Genomic DNA, 23725 nt, shown 5'->3' with positions numbered 1-23725 from the left:
GCGCCGTCAGCCCTCCACGGGAGGCGTGTCGGGGAGCTCCGCCGAGCGCCACATGTACCAGCTGGCCACCGAGCGCCAGGGCCTCCAGCGCTCGCCAAAGGCGAACAGCGCCTTGGGCTTGGGCATCTCCGGCAGGCCATAGGCCTTCATGAAGCCCTTGCGCACGCCGTAGTCGTCCACGGGCAGCACGTCCGGCCGCTCGAGCTGGAACATGAGCAGCATCTCCACCGTCCACTGGCCAATGCCGCGCACCTGGGTGAAGTGCTCGATGAGCTCGGCGTCGTCCATGCGCCGCACCTTGGCCAGCGGCGGCACGGTGCCGTCCAGCGTCTTGCGCGCCAGGTCCTGGAGCGCGGCCAGCTTGTTGGCGGACAGGCCCGCTTCGCGCAGCGACGTGTCCGGAACCGCCAGCAGCGCCTGGGGCGTGAACTTCCGTCCCGAGCCCACGCGCTCACACACGCGGCCGAAGATGGTCGCGGCCGCCTTGCCGTGGAGCTGCTGGTAGACGATGGACTCCGCCAGGGCCCCGAACGGGCTGTGCAGCGGACGCACCTGGAGGCGGAAGGGGCCGACCTGCTTCATCAACGCGCCCAGCGTCGGGTCCGCGCGCGACAGGGCACGGCGAACCGAGGGCGTGTAGTAGCTGGGGTATCGAATGACGTCGGGAGGAGGACGTGGCATGGGCGGCGACCATGATGCCGCCGCCCAGCCCCCTTCACGCAACCCGATTCTCGCGGCAAGACGCCGCGGCTCAAATCGGCGCGGCGTGCTCCGTCTCGGACGGGACCTGGGTGCGAGGCTCGCCTTCCATCAACTCCTCGAACTCCTGTTGCATCTGGACGCCCAGGTCCACGAGCTGCTCCTTGGACAGGAGCTTGCGGACCTTCTTGAAGAGCTCGCCCTCCTCCTCTTCGACGTGGTGCTCAATCTGCTCCTGGAGCACCTGCATCTTCGCGTCGAACTCCTCGTCCGACGGCTCCAGGTCCAGCAGGTCGGCGATGAGGCGCTTGGCGGACAGGTGCTCCTCGGCGGCCTCGCGCAGCAGGTCCTCCGTGTCCTGGGCCTTGGCCGCGGGATAGAAGTACTGCTCCTCGATGGAGGCGTGCGCGCTCAAGCGGTCGGAGATCATCTCGAAGAGCTCCTGGCGCTTCACCTCCGCCCCCTCCGAGAGCTTCTCGTACTTCTTGAACAGCTTCTTCACCTCGTCGTGCTGCTGCGTCAACATCTCGATAGCGTCCATGTTCGCCCTCTCCCGTGTGGATGATGTGTCGTGTTGAGGTGTGAAGACGTGTGGCTCAGGTCGGCAGCTTCTTCGTCGGCAGGTCCTTCACGGCGGGGCCGTTGAGCACCTTGCCGGTGGGACTGAAACGCCCCCCGTGACAGGGACAGTCCCAGGAGCGCTCCGCGCCGTTCCAGTGCACGTGGCAGCCCAGGTGCGTACACACCGGGGACACCGCGTGCGGGGTGCCGTCCTCCGCGCGGTACACCGCGACCTTCTGTCCCGCCACCTCCAGGACCTTGCCCTCGCCGGGCGCCACGTCCGCCAGCCGGTGCCCGTCAGGCCGTGACAGGCGGTCCGCGACGAAGTGGAAGGCGACCTCCGCGTTCTCCTGGATGAAGTCCTTCGCGCCCGCGTGCGGCTTCACCCGCGTCGCCGAGTAGAGCGCGGCGAAGGGGTTCTGCTTGTCGAGGATGGCGTCGGAGAGAATCATCCCCGCCAGCGTGCCGAACGTCATGCCCGTGCCGGAGAAGCCGGTGGCCACGTACACGTGGCGGCTGGCCGTGTTGCGGCCGATGTACGCCAGCCCATCCGCGGGCTCGATGACCTGGCCAGACCAGCGGTGGGTGATGTCCGTCACCGGGAAGCGCCGCAGCGTGTACGCCTCCAGCGCGGCGTAGCGCCGGGGGGTGTCCTCGTCGGTGCCGACCTTGTGGTCCTCGCCGCCCACGATGACGTAGGCGCGCCCGTTCACCTGCTGCGTGCGGATGTAGTGATAGGGCTCCTGGCTGTCTTGGTACTGGCCCGGCTCCAGCGGTCCGTTGAGCGGCCCCGCCACCGCGTAGGTGCGGTAGGGGTAGAGCTTGGTGTGCATGGCCACGCGATTGAGCGGCGTGGTGGTGGCCTCCACCACGGCCGCGGCGGTGACGGTGCCCCGGTCGGTGACGACGCGACAGGGCGCGCCGCCATGGACCTCCGTCACCCGCGTGTTCTCGAAGAGGTGGCTGCCGTCGCCGGGAATCCGGTCCGCCAGTGCCAGCAGGTACTTGCGAGGATGGAAGAGCGCCTGGTCCTCCACCCGCAGGGCCCCCTTCACGGGATACGGCAGCGGCACGTCCTGGGTGAAGGTGGCCAGCAAGCCGGCCTCGCGCGCGGCGGTGACCTCGTGGTGCAGGTCGGCCAGCTCGCGCTCCGTCTCCGCGTAGCGGTACATGGGCACGCGCTGGAAGTCACAGTCGATGCCGAGCTCGTCGACCAGCGCGGCGATCTGCTCGATGGCCGCGCGGCTGGAGGACGCCGCGAGCTGGGCCCCCTTCTCACCGAAGTCGCGCCGCAACGTGGTGTAGGGCGTGTCGAGCACCTCGGTGAGGTGCGCGGTCGTCTGGCCCGTCTGCCCCGACAGGATGCGGTGCATGTCCAACACCGCCACGCGCTTGCCAGCGCGCTTCAGGAGCCACGCCGTGGTCAGCCCCGCCATTCCCGCACCAATGATGGCCACGTCCACCGTCACGTCACCCGGCAGCGCCGGGAAGTCGCGCGGGGGGGCCGTCACCGTCCAAAGCGACCTGTGCGCCCGCTGCTCGTCATCCATGGCCCAAGGCTAGGAACGGGGCCCCGGAGCGATAAGCCATGGGAGCGGGCCACGCGGCTGCCTGCCTACCCAGCTTCGAAGCGCGGCAGATGTACACGGGCGAACATTGTCAGCCCGCTCGTGTTCGCAAATCACGGTGCGGGCAAGCCTGTCCTGGGGTGGCTCGCCGCCGCGCGCTACAAGACCTGGCTCCAGGAGCCAAGGAGCTTCGACGATGCCCGTGGAAAGATTGGCTGGGAGCGCCAGCCTCGTCGACGTCCTGGACCGGGTGCTGGACCGGGGGCTGCGCTGGGACGCGAACGTCCGCGGGCAGGCGCTCCGGGACTGGCCACCCGCGTCCACACACCCCATCGTGGTGAAGTTCGTGGAGGTGCGAACGCCCACCCCTCCTTCCCGCGGAGGCTGACGCAGTGGCCCCTCCCGCCGCACTGCCCAACCCAACGCCCGGGCCAGACGTCGAAGCACGGCTCGCCCTGGCCGAGCGCCTGCTCGCCTGCGACGAGCCACGGCTGTGCGCGCGGCACGTGGTGGACTGGCTCACCCGCGAGCGGCCGTCGGACGTCGCCGCCTGCTTCGCGCGCGACAGCAGCACGGGAGGGTGGGTGTGCCTCGCGGCCCGGAACCTCTCCGACGCTCAGTGCGCCGCGCTGGCGTTCCAGCCCGGTGAGGCCGCCCATCCCCTGGCGGAGACGCTGGCGCAGGGGACGCCTCGCTTCTTCGCCGCTCCCCGGGCCCCGCTGCCGTCCGTGGGGTGCATCGCGGTCCCCCTGGGCCGGCCCGGAGCGCCCGCGGTGGGCTTGCTGCTGCTGTCCGCGGACGGCCCCATGCTGACGCCGGACGCAGAGTGGGTGAGCGCGCACGTCGGCCCCCGGCTGGCCGCCATGCTGCCCACGGAGCGCCGCGAGGTGGCGGGCGGCGAGCTGCTCCGTCGCATCATCGACACCGTGGCGGACCCCGTGCTGCTGACGGACCTGGAGGGGCGGCCCCACATCGCCAACGCCCGCGCGGAGGTGCTGCTGGTGGCGGGGCCGGAGGCGAGCGAAGGCCGCCGCCGGGCGACCGAGCTCAACCGGCAGGTGTTCTCCTCCGCGCTGGCCAGCTTCGCCAGCGGAGACACCGCGACCGTGCGCCGCCGGGAAGTGCCCCTGGTGGACCCGGTGGAGGGAATCGACCTGCTCTTCGAGGTCGTCAGCACGCCCGTCCTCGAGCCGGATGGCCGCGAGGCCCTGGTGAGCGTGCTGCGCAACGTGACGGACCTGGGCCGCGCCACCCAGGCGCTGGGTGAGAGCTACCGGCGCCTGCGCGCCACGGAGCAGGAGGCCCGCAGCGAGCGTCACCGGCTGGACCGCGTGCTGGACTCCGTGCCGGACCCCCTCATCCTGTCTGACCCGGCGGGCGGCATGGTGATGATGAACGGCCCGGCGGAGAAGCTCTTCGCCACGCACCCCGACAGTGGAGAGGCCGCGCTGCGCCGGCTGCACTCCAACAACGCGGGCTTCGCGTCGTTCCTCGCCAACCTGATGGACGCGGAGGGCCGGCCCCGCTGGCGTGGGCAGCTCGGGCTGGTGGACCCCGCCACGGGCGCCACGCTCCCCATGGAGGCGGTGGCCAGCAAGGTCCTGGGCGACTCCGGCGAGCTGACGGGCATCGTCACGCTCTTCCACGACCGCAGCGAGGCGATGGAGAAGGCGCGGCTGCTGGAGCGGGTGAAGGAGGGCTCCGTCCACCTGGAGGCGCGCGTGCAGGCCGCCACCGCGGAGCTGGCCGAACAGAACGAGATGCTGCGCCGGCAGGCCATCCAGGTGGAGCAGGCCAGCGCGGCCAAGTCCCAGTTCCTGGCCAACATGTCCCACGAGTTCCGCACGCCGCTCAACGCCATCCTCGGCTACACGAACATGCTGCTGCAGGGCGTGTCCGGCGAGCTGAACCCGGCGCAGAAACGGAACCTCACGCGCATCGACTCCAACGGCAGGCACCTGCTGGAGGTCATCAACGAGATTCTGGACATCACCCGCATCGAGGCGGGCCGCATGCCCTTGAACCTGTCGGACTTCGGCATCCCGGAGCTGTTCCAGGAGGTGATGGCGGAGCTGGACCCCATCATCGCGCGCAGCAAGCTGGCGGTGAGCGCCCACCTCGGCCCGCGCGTGCCGGCGGTGTACAGTGACAGGCAGAAGGTGAAACAAATCGTCCTCAACCTCCTGTCGAATGCGTTGAAGTTCACGCATGAAGGTTCGGTGCGGATGCAGGCGGAGTACGTGGCTGCTACGTCCACGCTCACCATCTCCGTGACGGACACCGGCATCGGCATCGACTCCGCGAACCAGGAAAAAATCTTCGAGGACTTCCAGCAGGTGGACAGCTCTCCGACCCGCGCCTATGGAGGCACGGGGCTGGGGCTCTCCATCTGCCGGCGCCTGGCCGCCATGCTGGGGGGACGCGTCACCCTCCAGAGCACCCAGGGCGAGGGTTCGACATTCACCCTGCACTTCCCCCGACGCGCGAGGCGCGCATGACGAACCCATCTGAGACCCCGAAGCCCCTCGTGCTCGTCGTAGACGACTATCAAGATGCCCGGGAGATGTACGCCGAGTACCTGGAGTTCTCGGGCTTCCGCGTCGCCGAGGCCAAGAATGGCCAGGAGGCGCTGGACAAGGCCTTCGAGCTGCGGCCCGACATCATCCTCATGGACCTGTCGCTGCCCGTCATGGACGGCTGGGAGGCGACGCGGCGGCTGAAGGGCGACGACCGCACGCGCACCATCCCCGTGGTGGCGCTCACGGGCCATGCGATGACGGGGCAGTCCGACGAAGCCAAGGGCGCGGGCTGCGACTCCTTCGTCACCAAGCCCTGCCTGCCCGACGCGCTGGTGGATGAAGTCCGCCGCGTGCTCGCCACCCACGGAGGCGCAACGGCGAGGTGAAGCGCACCATGCCCCGGACGACACGGCCCCGGAAGGGGGCGGCTCGCAGCGACAGGCGCACGTCCCAGGCCGCACCGCCTTCGCCTCCCACGGCGGAGACGGTGGCGCCCGACGGGCCCCGGTATCTCTACGGCATCCTCCGGGCCTCCTCGTCCCCGGACGTCGGGCGCATCGGCGTGGGCGCCGTTCCATCGCAGGTGTACGCGGTGAGCGAGGCCGGCCTCGCCGCCATGGTGTCCGTGGCCCCTGGCCGAGTGGTGGACCCGACGCGGGCGCACCTGCTCGGGCACCAGCGCGTCACCGAAGCCCTGCTCCATGAGCACACCGTGCTCCCCGTGGCCTTCGGCACCGTCATGGCGTCCGAGGCCCAGGTCCGAGCGGTGCTGCGCACGGCCCATGACGCGCTGTCCGGCGTGCTGGACGCGCTGGAGGGCACGGTGGAACTGGGCCTGAAGGTGCTCTGGCACCGCGAGCACCTCGCCCAGCGCCTGGTGCTGGAAGACGCCCGGCTTCACCGGCGCGACGCTGAGCCGGAGGACGAGCACGAGCGCCGCCTGGAGGCCGCCGTGGAGGACCGCGCCGGGCGTGACATGCGGGCGCTGCTGGACGGCCTGCGCCCCCGCGCCGCCGCCACGCGCGCGCATCCCCCCGTGGGTGAGCGGATGCTGCTCAACGCGGCCTTCCTCGTGGAGCGGGCGCGGCTGGAGTCCTTCGAGGCGAAGGTCCGCTCCCTGGCCGCGCGCTCGGACACGTACACGTTCCGCTTCACCGGCCCCTGGGCGCCGTACAGCTTCGTGGACGTGCACCTGGGCCTGCGTGAAGTGGACGCGGTGGGGACCTGAGCCCAGGTCCCCACCGCGTCACTTTCCGGAAGCGGAGGACACGGGCGCCGTTACCCGCGCCGCCTCTTCCGCCAACGCCTCCATCCCGGAGTGGAGCCGGGCCCAGCCCGAGGTGTGCTCGGTCCGGGCGTAGAAGCCACCCTCGCCCTTCGCCACCATGACGTGGCCCACGGGCTGGCCCGCGCGCAGGTAGTCCACGCGGAAGGACTCCCGCGGCTCGCCCCCGGGGAGCGGCTCGTCGCGGCCGAGCAAATCCACCGGCATCATCCGCCACACGCGGTCATGCCAGTTGCGCGCGAAGTCGTCCGGCTGCTCCGGCGCCTCCTCTGGCGCCAGGACGACCGGGCCGGGCGCCTTGCCCGTGGCCCGGAAGGCGCGGGTGGCACCGCCGGCGCTGACTCGCACGGCGTCGAAGTCCCCCAGGTCGAAGGTGTGCAGCCGGCGGTCCACCAGGCGGCTGCTCGCGTTCTCCAGGTCCGGCAGCATCGCCGGGCCCAGCAGGTACACGCGGCCATCCTCCTCGCTGCGCAGGTACGGCGTCCCCCAGCCGCCCGGAGGCGACGCCAGGGCGAACACCCGCGCCTTGCCGCCCACCGTCAGCGTCAGCTTGCGTGGGGACGTGGCCAGGCCGACCTCCTCCAGCTTCTTCGCGTCAAGCTCCCCCAGCGCCCGCATGGCGCGCATGGGCGCGAAGCGGGAGAAGAGCTTGTCCGCCACCTCGTTGGCGCGCAGCTCGCGCGGCGGGGGCGGCGCCTCACGCGTGGCCACGGGCGGCTGTCCCGCCGCGGCGTTGGAGCCCGCGTCCGTGCCCACCGCCGCGGTGACCACGCCCGCGTCCGTCGCCTGCGGAGCCACGCCCGCGTCGGTGGCGCCCGCCTTCGCGTCGCCGGAGGCCGCCCTGGAGGCCTTGTCGCCCAGGCGCACCCAGAGCCGGTCGCGCTCACTGGCATCGCGAAACACGTCCACGAAGCGAGAGTCGTCCTCGTAGCGGATGCTGTCCAGCGCGCGCACCGGGACATCCACCACCGTGACTTCACCCGGGCCCGCGGAGGGCTCGCGCTGCCAGACGACGAACGCCGCGACCAGCGCGGCCGCCGCCAGGGCCCCTTGCAGGGCCAGGTCCCGAACCTTCATCGCTCACCTCCCGCCACCGCGGGGCGCGGCGCGCGGCGTCCCCGCCGGCGCGTCATCACGAAGCCCACCACCAGCACCAGGGCCGGCCCCAGGAACACCGTCGCGTAGAACCAGAGGACGTCCTGCTCCCGCGTGTGCTGGATGGGCGTGTCTTCCTCCGAGGACACGGCGCCGGAGATGGACTCCTCCCCGGTGAGCCACCGCAGCGTGTCCACCGCGAGGTACGCATTGCCCATGTTGCCCAGCAACAAATCACCCACCGCGTCCGCGTCCGCCATCACCACGGCGCGCATCGCCTCCTGGCCGGCCGGCGCGGGCCTCTCCACCGCGATGACCAGGGGCCAGGGCCGCCGCTGCTCGCCCGCGTCCAGCGTGAAATTGCCATTGGCGTCCGCGAAGGTGGCGCCGTGCGCGCGCACCGACACGTCCTGCGCCAGACCGCCCGGCAACGGCTGGAGCTGCTCCAGGGCGCCCGCGCTCACGAAGACGGCCGGCGCCTGTCCCGCCAATGACGACAGCGACGTGACGGACGGGTGCGAGGAGAACGTCGCCGTGCCCAGGTTGCCGCGGTCGCTCTGCTGCCGCGACGTGCGGAAGTACACCTGGTCATTGGCCAGCGGCGTCTTGAGGTACTTCAGGCCCAGGGGCTCCAGCAGCGGCTGGAAGTCCGGTCCCTCCGGCTCCAGCGCCAGCCACAGCCGGCCGCCGCGCGCGGAGTACTCGCGCAGGGCATTCAGCTCCTCGGGGAGGAACGCCTGCGTCGGGCCCGCCACCACCACCACGGAGGCATCACGCGGCACCTCCGTGCCCAGGCCCTCGGAGACACCGAGCGACCGCACGTCCACGTTCTGCGCGCGCAGCAGCTCCTTCAGCTTCTCCACGGACGGGCGCATCGTCTCACCCGGCACCGCTCGCGACTCGGCGCGCTCACCGTGGCCGGACGTGAAGTAGACGACCCGGCGAGGCCGGGCCACCGTCAGCAGGCGGCGCTGGACCTCCTGGTCCAACCGCTGGAGCTGGCCGCGCGCCCGCTCGATCTCCAGGCCCACCGTGAGCGGCTCCTTCCGGTCGCCTCGCGCCAGGACGACGGTGCCGTTGTTGTGGACCCCCAGCGACTTCGCCCGGGCCGGCTCCACCGCCTGGTCCAGCCGCTCCACGTTGAGCAGGCCCGGACTCTCCACCGCCAGGTCGCGGAAGTACTGCCCCACCGCTTCGCCCACCTCGTTCGCGGGTGGGAAGAAGAGCGTCACCTGGAGCGGCTCGTTGAGCCCGCGAACCACCTTGCGGGTGCCGTCGCCGGGCTTCGCGGTGCGGAAGTAGGACAGGTCCCACGTCACGTCGGCCTGGGTGACGACGAACATGGACGCGAAGGCGAAGACGAGCACGAAGGCCAGCCCCAGCCCGGAGTACAGCGCGCCGCGGACCCGGCCCGTCTCCAGCACCGGCGCGCGCGTCATCGCCGCGGCGGCGACCTCCACCATCGCCAGCGGCAGCAGGCAGCACGCGAGCAACGCCGGGAAGAGCGCCGCCAGCGACACCGCCACCCGAGGCGCCTTCTGGGACAAGGGGCCGCCGAAGAGGCCGGTGCCCACGTCCGACTGGACGAAGTAGAGCGCCAGGGCCAGAAGGGCCACGCTGTACAGGCCCGACACCCACGCCTCGACGGCGCGCCGGTCCGCGCTGGCCGACCGCATGCGCGCGACGCGCCAGCCCAGCGCGCCCACCGCCACCGCGACGCCCAGGCCCGACAGGAGGGTGCGGCCCGTGCCGATGCCGAAGAGCCGCTCACCGAGGAAGACCGCCAGCAGGCCCGAGACGAAGGCCAGCGTCACGGGGAGCCCCCCGCGCGAAGGACGTGTGCTCATCGCCACCTCCGTGCCTCGATCACCCGCGTGGCCGCGAACAGCGCCACGTAGGTGACCACGAGGTAGTAGACGACGTCACGGATGTGGATGAGCCCCGCCTGGAACGGCGGGAAGTGCTGATTCCACAGTGACATCGCGCTGAAGACATCCGCCAGCGGCTGCTCGGTGATTCGCGCCAGCAGCCAGCACAGGATGAGGGCCACCAGCATCACCGCGGACGTAATCGCCGCGAGCAACTGGTTGCGCGCCAACGCCGAGCCGAACGTCCCCACCGCCAGCGATGCGCTGCCCAGCAGCAGCAGGCCGAGGTACCCCGCCGCCACGTGCCCGAAGGACACCTTGCCGTTCACCATCACCAGCAGCGGCATGTAGACGGTGCACAGGAGGTACAACGCGAGGAAGGCCAATCCCGCGAGGAACTTGCCCAGGACGATGTCACGGTCGCGCAGCGGTGACGAGTACAGCAGCGGCAGCGTGCCCGTCTGGCGCTCCTCGGCCAGCAGGCGCATGGAGATGAACACCGAGGCGACGACGGTGAAGCCGCTCGAATAATAGAAGAACTGGGACAGCACCTCGGCGGAGCGCTTGCTGGCGCCGCCCAGGGCATACGCGTTGAAGAACAAGCCGTTCAACGCGAGGATGACGGCGATGATGACGTAGCCGCTGAGCGTGCGCAGGTACGCGGACAGCTCGCGGCGGGCGATGAGCAGCGCTTTCACGCGCGCACCTCCTGGCCATGGGTCAGCCGCAGGAAGATGGATTCAAGCTGACCGGCGCCCTGGTCCAGCCGCAACAAGTCCAGGCCCGCGCCCACCACCGCCTGCGCCACCTGGGGCCGCTGGTCGGGCGAGGCCCGCACCGTCAGCGCCACCAGGCCGTCCGACGCGCGGTCCACCTCCACCGCGCCAAAGCGCTGGAGCACCTCCACCGCGCGCGCCTTGTCGCCGCGCACCTCCAGCTCGATGGTGCCCCGGCCGCCCATCTGCGCCCCCAGCTCCTCCTCCGTGCCCTGCGCCACCAACATCCCCTTGTGGATGATGAGCAGCCGGTCACACGTCTGGGAGATTTCCGGGAGGATGTGGCTGGAGACGAGCACCGTGTGCGCGCCCTTCAAGCCGCGGATGACGTCGCGCATCTCGACAATCTGCCGGGGGTCGAGCCCGCTGGTGGGCTCGTCGAGGATGAGCAGCGCGGGCTTGTGCACCAGCGCCTGCGCCACGCCCACGCGCTGGCGGTAGCCGTGGCTGAGCGTGGAGATGAGCTCGCCGTGGACGTCTCGCAGGCCCGTCTTCTCCTCGGCCTCGCCCACGCGGCTGGCGGTGTCCCGGGACGTGACGCCGCGAAGCTGCGCGACGTAGGTCAGGTACTCACCCACGGTCATCTCTTCGTACAGCGGAGGCACGTCTGGCAGGTAGCCGATGCGCTGGCGGACCTCGTGGGCATTGCTCACCACGTCATGGCCGTCGATGACGACGCGCCCCGAGGTCGGCAGCAGCACGCACCCCAGGACCTTCAGCGTCGTGGATTTTCCAGCACCATTGAGGCCCAGGAAGCCAATGACTTCTCCCTGGCTGATGGTGAAGGCCAGGTCCCGGATCGCCGCGTGCTCACCGTAGTATTTGGTCAGCCCTTCGACCTGAATCATCAGGAGTCCTCTCCCCTTCGAATGCGTCGTTCCTTCTGTCGCAGCGGAGGGGATTGTCAAGCGCCGGACTCGCTAGGAGTGGCGGTATTCAGGGCCCTCCGTCGTGCGCCCCAGCGTGAAGCGCAGCGCGCCTTCCAGGTCGGGGAGGAGGAAGGCGAACCCCAGCCGCTGGGCCGCCTGGGGCACGATTCGCGCGCCCTCCAGCAGCGCCTCCTGCCCCATCTGTCCGAAGAGGGTCCGCACGACGGGCGCGGGGACCGGGAAGACGGCCGGACGCCGCAGCACCTTGCCCAGCGTCCGGGCGAAGTCCGCCTGCCGCACCGCCCCGGGCGCCACGGCGTTGAGCGCGCCGCGCGCGGCGTCGGTGAAGATGGAGAAGTGGATGAGCCCGAGCACATCCTCCAGCGACACCCAGCTCATCCACTGCTGCCCGGAGCCGATGGGCCCGCCGCCTCCCGCGAGGAACGCCGGCAGCATCTTCGCCAGGGCGCCCTCGCTTGCGTCCAGCACGGGGCCGATGCGCAGGTGCACCACGCGGATGCCCGCGGCCTCGGCTGGCGCGGCGGCGGCCTCCCATTCCCGTGACACCTGGGAGAGGAAGCCCTTCCCGTCCGTGCTGCTCTCCTCGGTGAGGACCTCGTCGCCGCGGTCTCCGTAGATGCTGCTGCCGCCCGCGGAGACGAGCACCTTCGGCTTGCGCTTCATGCGCGCCAGGGCCTCGGCCAGGGTGTGGGTGCCCTGGGTGCGGCTCTTGAGGATGGCGTCCTTGTACTCGGGAGTCCACCGCTGGCCGGCCACGTTGACGCCCGCGAGGTGCACCACGGCGTCCACGCCTTCGAGCGCGTCGGTGTCCACCTCGCCCTTGTCGGGCGCCCAGGCGACCTCGTTCCGCGCCGGGTCCGCCTTGCCGCGCACCAGGCGCTTCACCGTGTGGCCGCCGGTGGTGAGGAAGGGCACCAGCGACGAGCCCACCAACCCCGAGGCGCCGGTGACGGCGATGGTGAGCGGCCCCTGCCCCGCGAAGGCGGCGTGACGCTTGAGGTCCTCGAGCGTGACGCGGTGGCGGTACGCGAACATCCGCTCCAGGGTGCGCCGGGCGAAGCCTCCGCCGAAGAGGCTGCCCAGCGGGCCCACGGGGAGGACGTACTCCACTTCGTCCTCCAGGATGGAGGTGCCCGTGGTGGGCTCGGACCACATCCGGTGGGTGTGGACCCACTTCGAGAAGGGGCCGGACACCTGCGTGTCCTGGAACATGGCGCCTTCGGTGTAGGCGGTGTGCTCGGCCACCAGGCGTTGGGGGATGGGGCCCACGCGCATCTGGACGACGACGCGGGCGCCGGTGCGGATGCCATCGCCGGTGCGCTCCAGGACCTCCAGGCGCTCCCAGGGAGGTGACAGGCGCTCGAACGCCCCTTCCCGGGCATGCCAGGCGAAGAGCTCAACGGCGGGGACTGGCATCCGACTGCGAGCATCGAAGACGTGCGACTTGCCCATGTTCCCTCCTGGGGCGACAGTGCGGCGGCGCATGATTGCTCCAGAGTCCCTTGAACGCGCGGTGGAATTGCTGCGGCACGGGGGTGTCGTCGCCCTGCCGACGGAAACCGTCTACGGTCTGTCCGCCAACGCGGAGGACGAACTGGCCGTGCGCCGCGTCTTCGCCATCAAGGGCCGCCCCGCGACGCACCCGCTCATCGTCCACATCCCGGGCGTCGAGCACCTGGGAGCGTGGGCACGTGTGGTCCCGGAGGCCGCGCGGAGGCTTGCGGAGGCCTTCTGGCCGGGGCCGTTGACGCTGGTCCTTCCGCGCACGGCGAGGGCCACGGATGCCGTCACGGGTGGGCAGGACACGGTGGCCCTGCGCGTGCCGAATCACCCCGTGGCGCTCGCGGTGCTGAAGAAGCTGGATGGAGGGCTGGCAGCGCCGAGCGCGAACCGGTTCGGGAAGGTGAGCCCCACCACGGCAGAGCATGTGCGAGAGGACCTGGGCGGAGACGTGGACCTCGTCCTGGATGGGGGCCCGTGTACGGTGGGGGTGGAGTCGACCATCGTGGACCTGAGCGGGGATGAGCCCGCGATTCTGCGGCCCGGCGGTCTGGCGGCGGAGGACGTGGAGCGAGTGCTGGGGCGCAAGGTGCCGGTGAGGACTTCGTCCAAGGTTCGTGTGTCGGGCTCGCTGGAGTCACATTACGCGCCGCGTGCCGGCGTGGTGCTGGCGGAGCCCGGGCAGGTGGTGGCGCGCGTCCAGGAACTCCGAGGACAGGGATTGCGCGTGGGTGTGCTGGGGCCGGCGAGCCTTGCGTTGCCGCCCGATGTGCCGCGCTTCGATGTACCGGATGAGCCCGCTGGGGCCGCGCGCGTGCTGTACGCCCGGCTGCGCGAGGCGGATGCGCAGGGGCATGATGTGCTGGTGGCGTGCCTCCCGGCGGAGAGCGGGCTGGGCATCGCGGTCCGGGACCGGCTGTCGCGCGCCGCCGCGCCACGGGGGTAGCGATTACCCCAAGCAGACTGGGTCTGCCTTTGAAAGTAGCGCTTGGGGTAGCCTCCGACTGACGCCTGCATGACGTGAGTCCGGAAAGGCCCATACTCTTGCGCACGATCGCTTCACCTCTGCGGTTGATGGTGTTGAGTTGTTTGCTCGTCGCCTGCGCAGCCTCTCCGCCCACATCTGAGCCGCCGCGTGGCATCGCGGAAATGGAATCTGGGCAGTTTTGCGATGCCACGGAAGCCGCACCATGTGTCTCCCTGGCCTGTGACGAGGGCTGGTGCGCCTTCTTTCTCTGCGAAGACGTGGCGCCGCGGGTCGAGCCTGCGCTCATGCCCGTTGCTCGGCCACCGCTGCGCAGAGGCTGGGGCGTGCGCCTGGGCATACGCAATGGAGCTCAGCCGGTCATCACCTTCCCATGGCACCCGCACGTCCAGGTCCGGCCGGTCTATCAACTCCCGGCTGGCCGGTACGTCAGGCACCACATCTTTCCTCAAGCTCCCGACCTCGCGCTCTACTTCCAACGAGCCGGCATCAAGATTCATGACTTCACGTTGGTGATTCCCGAGCATGTCCACCGGTACATTCACGGTGGCGGTCCACGCGGAGGACGATGGAATGACGCATGGGCACAGTTCATCAAGGCCCATCCCCATCCTCCGCGCCCCGAGGTCATCTACCGCCACGCCGGCGACCTGATCTTCCGCTTTGAACTGACCGGGAAGGTCATGCCCTACTACAAACGCTGAGACTGGCCACCTGAGGAGGCAGGGCTCTTGAAGTTCTATGTGGTCGAAGAAGATAGGAACGCTGGGTTCACCGGAAACCTACGAGCCCTCCCCCCCTGGGGGTTTCCCGGCGTTACCCCATGCGATGCATGTGGAGCCGCGGGCGGCTGGGCTGGCCTCCAGTACCCGTGTGTTGACTTGTCGGACCTTCAGGAGCGCAAGGCACTCGAAAACCCAGGCCGACAGGTCAACTTCGAGGAGTTCTCCCGATTGAGGGAACTGGTCCGTCCATTCGCGCCCGACTGGGCCCGACTGGAACCAGGCGCCGACTTTGGCCCGCCCACGGGTACGGGCAGCGGCACCTTTGGCGACCTTTTCATGCAGAACCCATGGTCGCTCTACATCCGCCGTGAAGCCCTGGAGCGGCTTCAGGACGCGGGCATTCAAGGCCTCTCAGGCTGCCCGCTGAACGTGCGGTTCCTTGGAAAGAACCCACCCGCGTTGCTCGCCATGCAGTTGGAGCTTCATGGCCGACTGCACATCGATCGCGTGCCTCCAGGAGACCGCCCTGCCTGCCCGACATGCGGGATGCTTCGACACGAGCTACCCCATCCGCTGATTCTCGACGTTCAATCGATGCCCGTTCCTCTAGATCTTTTCCGAATCTACGACTTGCCCACATTCATCGTGGCGACCGAACGGATGGTGGACTCCGTGAAGCAGTTCTCCTTGCGCGGCATTCGCTTCAGCGAACTCGCGACCCGCCAAGGATCGTCCGTCTCCGTCACCTAGCCGATGTCCTACTGCGTGTGCAGACGAACCCCAACTCGTGCATCGACGAACTGTTATCACACGAGTGGAAGCGTCGGAGAGCTACCGCCCCACCCAAGTCACGCCTCCAGCCCATCTCCTGAACATCTCGCTCGGCGCGGTGCGCGTCGAACACGGTCCTCGTCCGCCATCAACGGCTCTCGTCACTTGCCGGACGGTACTCGAACAACTGGGGCGTTACTAATGAATCTTTGAGCGCGCTAACCTAGATAAACAAAATCCGCCGACTTTGAGTGCGCGCCCACGCAAGGGCGACATCTACTTCCGCGTCCTTGACTGCTACCTTATACTTCCGCATCGCTCCTGTCCCAACGGTTGTCAGAGGCTGCAAGAGAGGACAAGTCAACCATGGAGCATGATACCCTCAAAACCTCATGATCAAGCAACTTTACATTATCCCTGAACTAGCAACGCAGCGTGGTCTCGTCGGAGGGTCGCTTGATCGGCTCGGCAAGGTCGTGATTCTCGCGGGCCCCAATGGCTCAGGCAAATCCAGATACCTGCAACTCATCCAGTCCATAGTGCAATACAACCAGAGAGGTGCGGCCACAAACATTTCTCGCAGCCAAAACAATGCATCACACCTTGCCTTTAGATTAGAAAATACGAAGGACGAAGAACGTCAACTCTCCATCCAACAAGAGCTCTCGGAACTCGAATCGAAAATCAAAGAATCAAAACAAACTCTCGAGCTACACCAAAAAACCATCTTCTCTCCGCCATACACATACGCCCCACCATCCACTGTTGTGCTGGACTATCCTGCCGCGAATTCTGTCGCAACCGACGCTCGAAACATGAGCCCGGCCCAACTCAAGACAAGTGCCGGATCAACAATCACCCCGGGCCTCACATTTGCCTTCGCTGGAATGCACGCCTATTGCACTCACGTGGCCCAGTCAATGTATCACGCAAGGCACCCGATGATGGCCGGGAGCAATGCGGTGATTCAACAACAACAAGACGCCGACACTTTCAACCGAATCGTCCAATCCCTCCTAGGAGGCAAACTGGACTTTACCTTGGATGAGACAGAGGTTCTTCCGACATTCAGAGAACGCCCACTCGTCATTCGTGAACTCTCAACCGGCGAACGCATCCTCCTCGCGTGGGCAATCAGTCTCCATCGGCAACAGCGAGCCCTATCCAACGCAATAGTCTTCATTGACGAGCCTGAAAGTCACCTCCACCACGACGCGTGCATCCGAGCACTATCGAAGCTCCGAGATGAGGTTTTGGGACCTGACGGCCAGATTTGGCTCGCCACCCATTCAGTCCCACTCCTAGCTTGGGGCGGCCTTGATGCGGTTCATTTCGTGAAAGATGGTTCGATTAGATTCGCGGGGAACACGGTGACATCTGTCGTCGAGTCGCTCCTTGGGGGAAAAGACGGGAAAGACCGGCTCTCGACCTTCCTTGCCGACGCAGACGAAATCGCATTCATGGAGTTCGCAGTGCAGTGCATACTGCCTGCGGGAGTGGCCGACGCAAAGACGGGAGACAAGCAGCAGGTTCAATTCACGGAAGTCCTCAACCAACGCTTGGCAAGCAATCAGCACGTCCGGATCTTGGACTACTCGGCCGGAAAGGGGCGTTTCGCAAGCGCACTCCGCGAAAGGTTCGCGAACACGACGGGAAACGAAGCACTCCGAGAGCGTCTCAACTACTTTGCCTATAACGATCCGCGCTTTATCGAACCGGACGAGAAAGACGCATGCAAGGCACGAGTCGCGGCACTTGAACAACCAGGCCCCATCGAAGAATACTACTGGGAAAGCATGGCTCAACTGCAGGCTACGCATCGACATGAAATCGATATCATCGTCCTGTGTAACGTTCTGCACGAGATCGAGCCGGACGACTGGATCCGAACCTTCCGAGACATCGATGAACTTCTGGCTCCAGATGGCGTCTTGGTTGTAATGGAAGACTTGCTTCCTCCCGTGGGTGAACTTCCAAACAAACGAGGGTACCTACTGCTGGATGAGTTTGGCCTAGGCCTCCTGTTTGATGCGCCCAAGAGCGTCAAGGTGCTGCAGAAGCGAGAGAACCGACTGCTTGCGGCGGCGATCCCAAAGGCACTTCTCTCCCGCGTGACGCCCGAGACTCGTAGTTCAGCCCTGGAACACCTCATGAGCTTTTCGAGAGAACGGGTGGAACAAATCCGAGCAGAGGTTTCAAATTCCCCTTCACATCGGCTTGGCCGCGAGCACGCACACTACGCAATGCTCTACACGAACGCGAGCATTGCGCTGACGTCGCTGAGATAGCGTAACTATCGATCCACCAAAACGAGCGAATCATACGGATTGATCCTGTACCACACGAATCAACGAGTCTACAGGCTGGCTGAATCATTTCCGTCTGCATCTACTTCATCCCGACAGGGTTGAGACCATCGTGTTGACGCGCACCCTGGTTGAGAGAGCGAGGCCCGAGTTCGAGCCGGCTGCGTGATGGGGCCACAACGCCCCCCATAGTCGGCGCGAAACTGAAGCGCCGCGCCCACCGATGTAGCAGGCGGTCAGGAGGACGGTGTCAGGCGACAGGAACTTTTGACCCCCTTACGTCACTAAAACTGCCCCCTCCCCGGGCCCAGTTGGACTGCGCCGTGATGCTACGTCGTTTCCCTGCGTGCGTCCGCCGGAGCGCGCCCTCGCTGCTTCGTGTCCCTTCGGCAAGCGTGCGTGAGCGTGCCGGCGGGGGCCAGTAGAATGGGGGCAGGCGCGGAGCGCGGCTGCGCCTGCGTTGAGGGTCACCCGGACGCGCGGATTTCTGGGCATGGGCGGCCCGGCGTTCGCGACAGGGGCCGGGTGAGTCAGTTCCCGGACGGCGGCGCATCCGCCGCGGACAGTGCCTGCTGGTAGTTCCAGGGCATCCACTCGTCCGGGGCTTGCGCCAGCGCCTCCGAGTGGCGAAGCAGCGCCACCAGGTAGTTGAAGGGGTTGCCCTCGCACAACTCCACGGTGTGGATGAGACTCATGAAGACGTCTCCCACGTGAGCGCCATTCAGCGTCTGGTAGAAGAGGGCATTCTTGCGGTGAAGAATGACTTTCTTCAGGGCCCGCTCGCATACGTTGTTGTCCAGTGGCGCACCCTCCTCGCGCAGGAAGAGGGTCAGTTCCTCCCAGTGCTTGCGCAGGTAGGCAATGGCCTGGCCCAACCCGGAGTTGGGCTCCACCTTGCGCTGGGTGACTTGCTCCTCCAGCCACGCCTTGAGGCCGTCCAGGACGGGAAGGCTTTCTTGCTGGTGCAGCGCCAGTCGCTGCGCGGGCGTGAAGCCCTCCTTCCGGGCAACGGCATCCACCCGGTACACCTCCCGGAAGGCCTCCAGGACGTGCGTGCATTCAGCCGGGAAGTCGGCGGCCACGTCGACAAAGCCCCGCCGCGCATGCGTCAGGCAGTTGGCCCACAGCGTGGCGAACTCCCCGGGCACATTCGCCGTCTGCGCGTCGCTCATCTGAATGGGCGCCGAGAGTTCAGCGGCGCGCTGCCGCAGGACGTCGGCGAGATTCTCTCCGGCGTGCTGGCGTCCGGTGAAGAAGAGGGCAATGGGGTGCTGCTGGCCCACGGCGAGCAGGCCCGAGGTGTGCACGCCGGTGCGCTTCAGCGGGGCACCCGCGGCGGCCGCCTGCACCTGCTCGCGCGTCAGCGCCAGCACCTTCATGACGGTGTCGTCATTGTGGAGCACCGGAGCCTGGGCCGCCTGGTTGAGAAGCGCGTCGAAGGCGGGCTGCAGCTTGCTGGCGGCGGCCTCGACGAGCTCCCATTGGGTGGTGGCCGGCAGAGGAATGCCCAGGCCCGCCTGGAGCTTCTCAATCCGGTGGAAGGGCAGCCCCGTGCCGTACTTGAGAAGCCCCGTCATGGCCACGGCCGTCTCGTCGTACTTCTCCTCGCCCACGCCCTCGGGCGCCTGGGCGGTGTACACCTCCCCGCACAGGTTGCAGCGCAGCCGCGCGCACTCCCACACGGTGGCCACCAGCGGGGCCACGCCCTTCACCCGCACCCGCATGGCCGGCTCCTTCAGCGGGTACACCTTGCCCTTCAAGCAGCCCTGGCACACCTCCCCACCGTGCAGCGAGGCGTGCGCCACCTTCTCCCGGCTGGCGCCCGTGTAGGCCGCCGCCGCGGTGCGTCCGTGCCCCGGGGCGGGGGCCTTCTTTTCCTCCTGGTGCTGGACGCGCCCAGCCGGCTGTCCCGCCTTGCGCAGCACCGCGTCCGTCTTCTCGGTGGGCGCGCCGAAGAGAAGCCTGCGCAGCCGCTCGAGACTCGTCCCCTTCGCCTGCAACTCCGCCGTGACGAAGGCCAGCGTGTCCATGGCGGCCTTCAGCTTCACGTAGTCGTCCTGGCTGAGTGCCCCGCGCGTCCGCTCGACAATGACTGCCAACTCCGCCGGATTCACCTCCAGCCGCTGGCGCTGCTTCTTGCCCATGCCCGCTACAACCGGTTTGTGGCGCGCAAGCCTGCCTGGGGCGTGGGAGTCCGGGCTCGCTCCCATGGAGGGCGACGCGGCCTACGTGCCCACCTGGCGCCACTCAGGGGCGGCCTGCGTGGCCGAAGCGTCGCCCGCGCACAGCAGCACCTGCAACTCGTGGGCGCGCAGCGGGCCGCCGCCTCACTCGCCGTGGGCCACCAGCGAAACCGCCCCTGGGAGAGGCGCTTGTGACACAGCCAGAAGCCCTGCCCGTCGTAGACGAGCAACTTCACCGCCGTCCGCTGCCGGTTACGGAAGACGAATACCGTTCCGCTGAAAGGGTTTTCCGCGAGGGCCGCACGGCACTGTTGCGCCAGCCCATCAACGCCCCGGCGGAAGTCCACCGGCTCAATGGCCACCAGCACTCTCATTTGAGGAGTGATTTGAATCATGGGCCCCGCAGCGCGGCCACCAGGGCCAGCACGTCGAAGCCCTGGCACGAGGCGGGCACGGTGAGCGTCAGTCGGCTGCCCTCCCGAGCCACGTACTCAATGACGAGGTTGGCGGCGGGGCCGGCCCCAGCAGTTGCGCGGCGCTCACCTCAAGGAAGCCGTCCGGCCCGCTCGCCGCGCCGGCCTGACGCTTCGGCGGGTGCGCCGCCGACGTCCGGGCCTTCAGCCCGGCGTGGCCCACCCCCAACGCGCGCGCGACATGGGACACCCCGTAGCGCTGCGCCGCCGAAACCGCCTCCCTCCACAGCGCCTCTGGCATCCGTCCCTGCTGGCTACGCGTCAGCCGCCACTGCTGCACCCGCCCGCGCAACGCCTCCAACTCTTCCGCTGCTATACTGCCTCTCGCCACCGTGTCTCTCCCGGTCCGCTCCAATGGGCCGTGGACGGTACCGGGGGGCACCAGGGCCCTTCACGCACGTCTGCCGGAAGGACACGAAGTAGTTGAGCTTGTCCTTGAGGGCCCCTTCGCTCTCGGCCTTGGCCAGCGCCGCCAGCAGCGCCGTCGCGCTGGTGAAGAGGACCGAGTGCCCGGCCTCCACTGCCGCCCGTCCCAGTCCAATCGCCAGGTGCGTCTTGCCCACGCCCGGCGGGCCGAAGAGCAGCACGTTCTCGGCCTGCGCGATGAAGCGTCCAGTGGCCAGCTCCCGCACCAGCTTGCTGTCCACCGAGGGCTGTGCCTTGAAGTCGAAGTCCTCCAGCGTCTTCACCGCGGGGAAGTGGGCGATGGTGATTCCCATGCTCACGCGCTTCTTCTGCTTGGCGCCTATCTCCTCGCGCAGCAGCGCGTCGAGGAAGTCCAGGTAGGTGGGCTCGGTGCGGGCCGCCTCCGACAGCAGCGCGTCGAGCCGCTCGGCCAGGTGGCCCAGGCGCAGCCGGCCCAGGTGCTCCCGTACGCGCGCGTGGACCAGGTCGTGGCTCATGCGGCACCTCGCTTCGAGTCCTGCTCCACGACGGCGGCGTAGTCCTCCAGCGAGCGCCCGAGGCCTGTCAGCGACGAGTCCTTCTCGGAGCGTTCCTCGTCACGCGGACGCCACAGCCCCTCCCAATGCGCCGGGTCGACGACGCGCGCGTGCGGCTGCCGATGGCGAGCGTGCGTGGCCACCAGCGCACCGGCGTGGAAGATGCGCACCTCGTCGTCCCCACCTGCACCTCGACATTCTCACGCACCAGCCGGTGCGGCACGCTGTAGCGCACTGTGTCCACGTCCACGAGCGCGTCGTTGGCCACCTTGCGCTTGAGCCGCTGGTGACGGCGCGGCAGCACTCGCAGGGGCAGCGGGCGCAGGGCGGCCTTCTCCTCGCGCTCGAAGCGCTCCAGGGGCGGCTCGTGCGTGGTGCCGTGCACGCGCTCATCCGCCTCGCCCATCCACTGCGCCAGGTGGGCCTCCATCGCACCGAAGGCCTCGAAGTCCCGGCCCGCCAGCGCGTTGCGCTTGACGTACTTGACGCCCGACTCCGTCTTGCCCTTGGTACGAGCGCGGTAGGGCCCGCACGCCTTGGGCGTCACGTCCCAGTCCCGGCAGAACTGCACCCAGGCCGGGTGGAAGCGCACGGTGCCCGCCTGCCGGTTGTTCTCTTCCACCAGGGGCCGGGCGTTGTCCGAGAGCACCTCCAGCGGCACGCCCCCGAAGTGCACGAAGGCCGCGGCCACGCCCTCGCGCCAGTCGTCCCCACGCTGGTTGAGGAAGGCTCGCACGAACAAGCGCCTGGAGAAAGAGAGCACCGCCACCAGCAGGAAGACCTTCACCACCTGCCCGCCCAGCCGCACCTTCTTCTCGCCGAAGTCCACCTGCATCTGCTGCCCTGGCTTCGTCTCGAACCGCACCGTCGCCGTCTGAGCTGCGTGCACCTGGCGCCGCCTCTTCTCCACCGCGCGTTGCACGGTGCGCACGCTGGCCTCCACTCCCTCCTGCGCCAGCAGCGCCTTGACGACAACGGCGTTACCTTCAGCAGCCGAATCCCAGAGTTCCACCGCGCGCTGCTGCTCGCTCTCGGTGAGCCGCCGGGCCTTCGGTCGGACCTGCGTGTCGGCCGCACTCCCCGCACGCAGGTAGCGCCGCACCGTGTTGCGCGCCACGCCCACCTCTCGCGCGATGCGCTTGGCGCCCCAGCCCGCCTCCGCCAGCACGCGCACCTGCCGCACCACTTCCTGCTCGACCATCGACTCCTCCGCTGTCGAGCGGAGGGCTACTACTGCTGTCCCTTCCATTGCTGCCTACCTCCCTGGTTTGCAGGCCCGGAGAGGGGGTCAGTTTTAGTGGCACGAGGGGGTCAATTTTGCTGTCGCTCTACAGACGGTGAGGATGGTGCGCCGGGGGTGCCAACAACACCCTCATGCGCGAGCCCCGGAAACCACTGCGAGAAGAGCACCAGGACATCTGAGGAAGTCGTCCGTCCCGATGGCGACGTCAAAGAACTGGCCGCCATCAGTGGACAAGGGATGGCCAAAGCATTGCTCGGCAATTCGACTCTGGAGCCCGGCGGGATGACACCATCGGGAAGAAGGCCGCTGATGCGATTGAATGACTGACGTGGAGCAAGTCGTCGTGACCCGCACTGAATCAGCGCTGGTTCCGGGGCACATCCGAAGCACGGAGGGAGCGTAGTGTCAGTCATGCCTCGCTTCCGTCAGGACTCGTCATCCAGTGCAGCAAGATTCGCACGCAGGATGTCCTGGTAGTGCGGCACCACCTCCACGACGAGCACGTCGTTCAGTAACTGGCGAGCGCCGTCGACGTCTCCGGCGTCCCGGCAGCGATCCACTTCAGCCAAGGTGCGAGACAGACGCCTCGAACCATTGCTGATGCGTCGCGACACCTCCGCCAACAACTCCTCAGCGGTGGCCTCAGACTGTAGCGCTCGCTCAACATCACTGAGGGCGATCCCCACTTGAGGAGCCGTCCTGCGCAGTATCGAGCGAGTCGACTCCACGAGCGCAAATGGCGCCCCGTGGGCAACACGGCGGGCGAGGTCTCGAACATCGTTCCAGTTCAAGCCGTCCATGTCATTCCCTATCGTTGGCAGCAGAGTTGGTAAGGCTACTCACGCTGCCCTTCGCAATCTCTCCCCACCATGCCTTCGGACACAATGATCAAGCCAGCAGCAATGCCCTCAGTCGCTCAACCATCGGCTTTTGCTCATCCATGGTCGACACCGCCTCATACAGCGCCTCGAGCCAATCGTCCCCTTCTCCAAGAGCATAGGACAAGGCGGAAAATGCTCGGGCCTTCGAGAACTTCACCATGGCCGCGGCGTCCACCCTCCCCACATCTTCACTCCGGGAGAAATACTCCTCATCGTACTGAGCGACCATCTCATCCAGTTCCTTTCTCAGGGCGTCCGTTCCTGAACAGCCACTCCGAATGAGTTCCAGGACCTTGCTGGCAACAGGCTCCACCACTCCGGCATTTATCAGCCCCGCAGCACAGGCCGCCGCCAAGGTCGCCCGTTGGCGCGTCAATGACGCACGCAGGAACTCGTCCGCAAACCCTTGAGCGACAGAATCAATCCGATAACTCTCCCTCACCTTCTCGTTCCTTT

21 protein-coding genes and 1 pseudogene are annotated in these 23725 nt (G+C 67.9%); 8 read left to right on the top strand and 14 right to left on the bottom strand.

Annotated elements, in window-relative coordinates:
• Positions 1 to 6: 6 nt before the first annotated feature.
• The 3 genes from KGD87_RS34545 to KGD87_RS34535 all read right to left on the bottom strand — a co-directional run bounded on the left by KGD87_RS34545 (position 7) and on the right by KGD87_RS34535 (position 2810).
• Positions 7 to 681, bottom strand: a complete 675-nt coding sequence (locus tag KGD87_RS34545) for a DNA-3-methyladenine glycosylase family protein (RefSeq protein WP_284665168.1) — start codon at positions 679 to 681, stop codon at positions 7 to 9.
• A gap of 70 nt (positions 682 to 751) precedes the next feature.
• Entirely contained in the window at positions 752 to 1240 is a 489-nt protein-coding gene (locus KGD87_RS34540) for a hemerythrin domain-containing protein (protein ID WP_284665167.1), read from the bottom strand.
• 55 nt (positions 1241 to 1295) lie between these two features.
• A complete protein-coding gene (locus tag KGD87_RS34535; protein WP_284665166.1) occupies positions 1296 to 2810 on the bottom strand; it encodes an FAD-dependent oxidoreductase in 1515 nt (504 codons plus the stop codon).
• A 214-nt stretch (positions 2811 to 3024) separates the two neighbouring features.
• Here KGD87_RS34535 and KGD87_RS34530 point away from each other — a divergent pair, with 214 nt between their 5' ends.
• From KGD87_RS34530 to KGD87_RS34515, 4 genes are read left to right on the top strand one after another with little or no spacing between them, the layout of a single operon-like run.
• Positions 3025 to 3216: a hypothetical protein gene (locus KGD87_RS34530; protein WP_284665165.1), complete on the top strand. Its 192-nt coding sequence runs from the start codon at positions 3025 to 3027 to the stop codon at positions 3214 to 3216.
• 4 nt (positions 3217 to 3220) lie between these two features.
• Positions 3221 to 5326 (top strand): PAS domain-containing sensor histidine kinase, encoded by a 2106-nt coding sequence (locus KGD87_RS34525; protein ID WP_284665164.1) that lies wholly within the window; start codon positions 3221 to 3223, stop codon positions 5324 to 5326.
• On the top strand, positions 5323 to 5733 hold the full coding sequence (locus KGD87_RS34520; RefSeq protein WP_284665163.1) for a response regulator: 411 nt from the start codon (positions 5323 to 5325) through the stop codon (positions 5731 to 5733). Before KGD87_RS34525 ends, KGD87_RS34520 begins: the two co-directional genes overlap by 4 nt.
• Before the next feature lie 8 nt (positions 5734 to 5741).
• Positions 5742 to 6575 carry a GvpL/GvpF family gas vesicle protein gene (locus KGD87_RS34515; RefSeq protein WP_284665162.1) on the top strand — a complete coding sequence of 278 codons (834 nt, stop codon included), beginning with the start codon at positions 5742 to 5744 and terminating at the stop codon, positions 6573 to 6575.
• Between the two features lie 18 nt (positions 6576 to 6593).
• Here KGD87_RS34515 and KGD87_RS34510 read toward each other — a convergent pair whose 3' ends face one another.
• From KGD87_RS34510 to KGD87_RS34490, 5 genes are all read right to left on the bottom strand, one after another.
• Positions 6594 to 7709: a hypothetical protein gene (locus KGD87_RS34510; protein WP_284665161.1), complete on the bottom strand. Its 1116-nt coding sequence runs from the start codon at positions 7707 to 7709 to the stop codon at positions 6594 to 6596.
• On the bottom strand, positions 7706 to 9574 hold the full coding sequence (locus KGD87_RS34505; RefSeq protein WP_284665160.1) for a Gldg family protein: 1869 nt from the start codon (positions 9572 to 9574) through the stop codon (positions 7706 to 7708). Before KGD87_RS34505 ends, KGD87_RS34510 begins: the two co-directional genes overlap by 4 nt.
• Positions 9571 to 10293: an ABC transporter permease gene (locus tag KGD87_RS34500; protein WP_284665159.1), complete on the bottom strand. Its 723-nt coding sequence runs from the start codon at positions 10291 to 10293 to the stop codon at positions 9571 to 9573. Before KGD87_RS34500 ends, KGD87_RS34505 begins: the two co-directional genes overlap by 4 nt.
• Positions 10290 to 11219 carry an ABC transporter ATP-binding protein gene (locus KGD87_RS34495; protein ID WP_284665158.1) on the bottom strand — a complete coding sequence of 310 codons (930 nt, stop codon included), beginning with the start codon at positions 11217 to 11219 and terminating at the stop codon, positions 10290 to 10292. The genes KGD87_RS34500 and KGD87_RS34495 overlap by 4 nt, the downstream gene beginning before the upstream one ends.
• A gap of 72 nt (positions 11220 to 11291) precedes the next feature.
• Entirely contained in the window at positions 11292 to 12713 is a 1422-nt protein-coding gene (locus tag KGD87_RS34490; RefSeq protein WP_284665157.1) for a TIGR01777 family oxidoreductase, read from the bottom strand.
• A gap of 31 nt (positions 12714 to 12744) precedes the next feature.
• Here KGD87_RS34490 and KGD87_RS34485 point away from each other — a divergent pair, with 31 nt between their 5' ends.
• The 4 genes from KGD87_RS34485 to KGD87_RS34470 all read left to right on the top strand — a co-directional run bounded on the left by KGD87_RS34485 (position 12745) and on the right by KGD87_RS34470 (position 17530).
• Positions 12745 to 13707, top strand: a complete 963-nt coding sequence (locus KGD87_RS34485) for an L-threonylcarbamoyladenylate synthase (protein WP_284665156.1) — start codon at positions 12745 to 12747, stop codon at positions 13705 to 13707.
• A gap of 128 nt (positions 13708 to 13835) precedes the next feature.
• The gene (sitA6, locus tag KGD87_RS34480) at positions 13836 to 14450 is read left to right on the top strand and encodes a SitA6 family polymorphic toxin lipoprotein (protein ID WP_502888051.1); all 615 of its coding nucleotides are present in this window, start codon (positions 13836 to 13838) and stop codon (positions 14448 to 14450) included.
• A gap of 27 nt (positions 14451 to 14477) precedes the next feature.
• On the top strand, positions 14478 to 15221 hold the full coding sequence (gene sitI6 / locus KGD87_RS34475; RefSeq protein WP_502887983.1) for a SitI6 family double-CXXCG motif immunity protein: 744 nt from the start codon (positions 14478 to 14480) through the stop codon (positions 15219 to 15221).
• 413 nt (positions 15222 to 15634) lie between these two features.
• Positions 15635 to 17530 (top strand): AAA family ATPase, encoded by a 1896-nt coding sequence (locus KGD87_RS34470; protein ID WP_284665154.1) that lies wholly within the window; start codon positions 15635 to 15637, stop codon positions 17528 to 17530.
• A gap of 548 nt (positions 17531 to 18078) precedes the next feature.
• On the opposite strand, the gene tnpC is transcribed toward KGD87_RS34470, so the two are convergent.
• The 6 genes and pseudogenes from tnpC to KGD87_RS34445 all read right to left on the bottom strand — a co-directional run bounded on the left by tnpC (position 18079) and on the right by KGD87_RS34445 (position 23711).
• A complete protein-coding gene (gene tnpC / locus KGD87_RS34465) occupies positions 18079 to 19692 on the bottom strand; it encodes an IS66 family transposase (RefSeq protein WP_284665153.1) in 1614 nt (537 codons plus the stop codon).
• Between the two features lie 5 nt (positions 19693 to 19697).
• Positions 19698 to 20105: an IS66 family insertion sequence element accessory protein TnpB gene (gene tnpB / locus KGD87_RS37005; protein ID WP_350100792.1), complete on the bottom strand. Its 408-nt coding sequence runs from the start codon at positions 20103 to 20105 to the stop codon at positions 19698 to 19700.
• A 353-nt stretch (positions 20106 to 20458) separates the two neighbouring features.
• Positions 20459 to 21106 (bottom strand): ATP-binding protein, encoded by a 648-nt coding sequence (locus tag KGD87_RS34460; RefSeq protein WP_284665152.1) that lies wholly within the window; start codon positions 21104 to 21106, stop codon positions 20459 to 20461.
• A pseudogene (istA, locus tag KGD87_RS34455) lies at positions 21103 to 22346 on the bottom strand (IS21 family transposase). Before istA ends, KGD87_RS34460 begins: the two are co-directional and overlap by 4 nt.
• A gap of 467 nt (positions 22347 to 22813) precedes the next feature.
• On the bottom strand, positions 22814 to 23188 hold the full coding sequence (locus KGD87_RS34450; protein ID WP_284665151.1) for a DUSAM domain-containing protein: 375 nt from the start codon (positions 23186 to 23188) through the stop codon (positions 22814 to 22816).
• A gap of 88 nt (positions 23189 to 23276) precedes the next feature.
• Complete coding sequence (locus KGD87_RS34445; protein WP_284665150.1) at positions 23277 to 23711, bottom strand: hypothetical protein; 435 nt, start codon at positions 23709 to 23711, stop codon at positions 23277 to 23279.
• Positions 23712 to 23725 lie beyond the last annotated feature (14 nt).

The organism is Myxococcus sp. SDU36, assembly GCF_030168875.1.
In the GTDB taxonomy this organism is placed as follows: Bacteria; Myxococcota; Myxococcia; order Myxococcales; family Myxococcaceae; genus Myxococcus; species Myxococcus vastator.
This window is presented reverse-complemented; position numbering and strand designations above follow the sequence as displayed.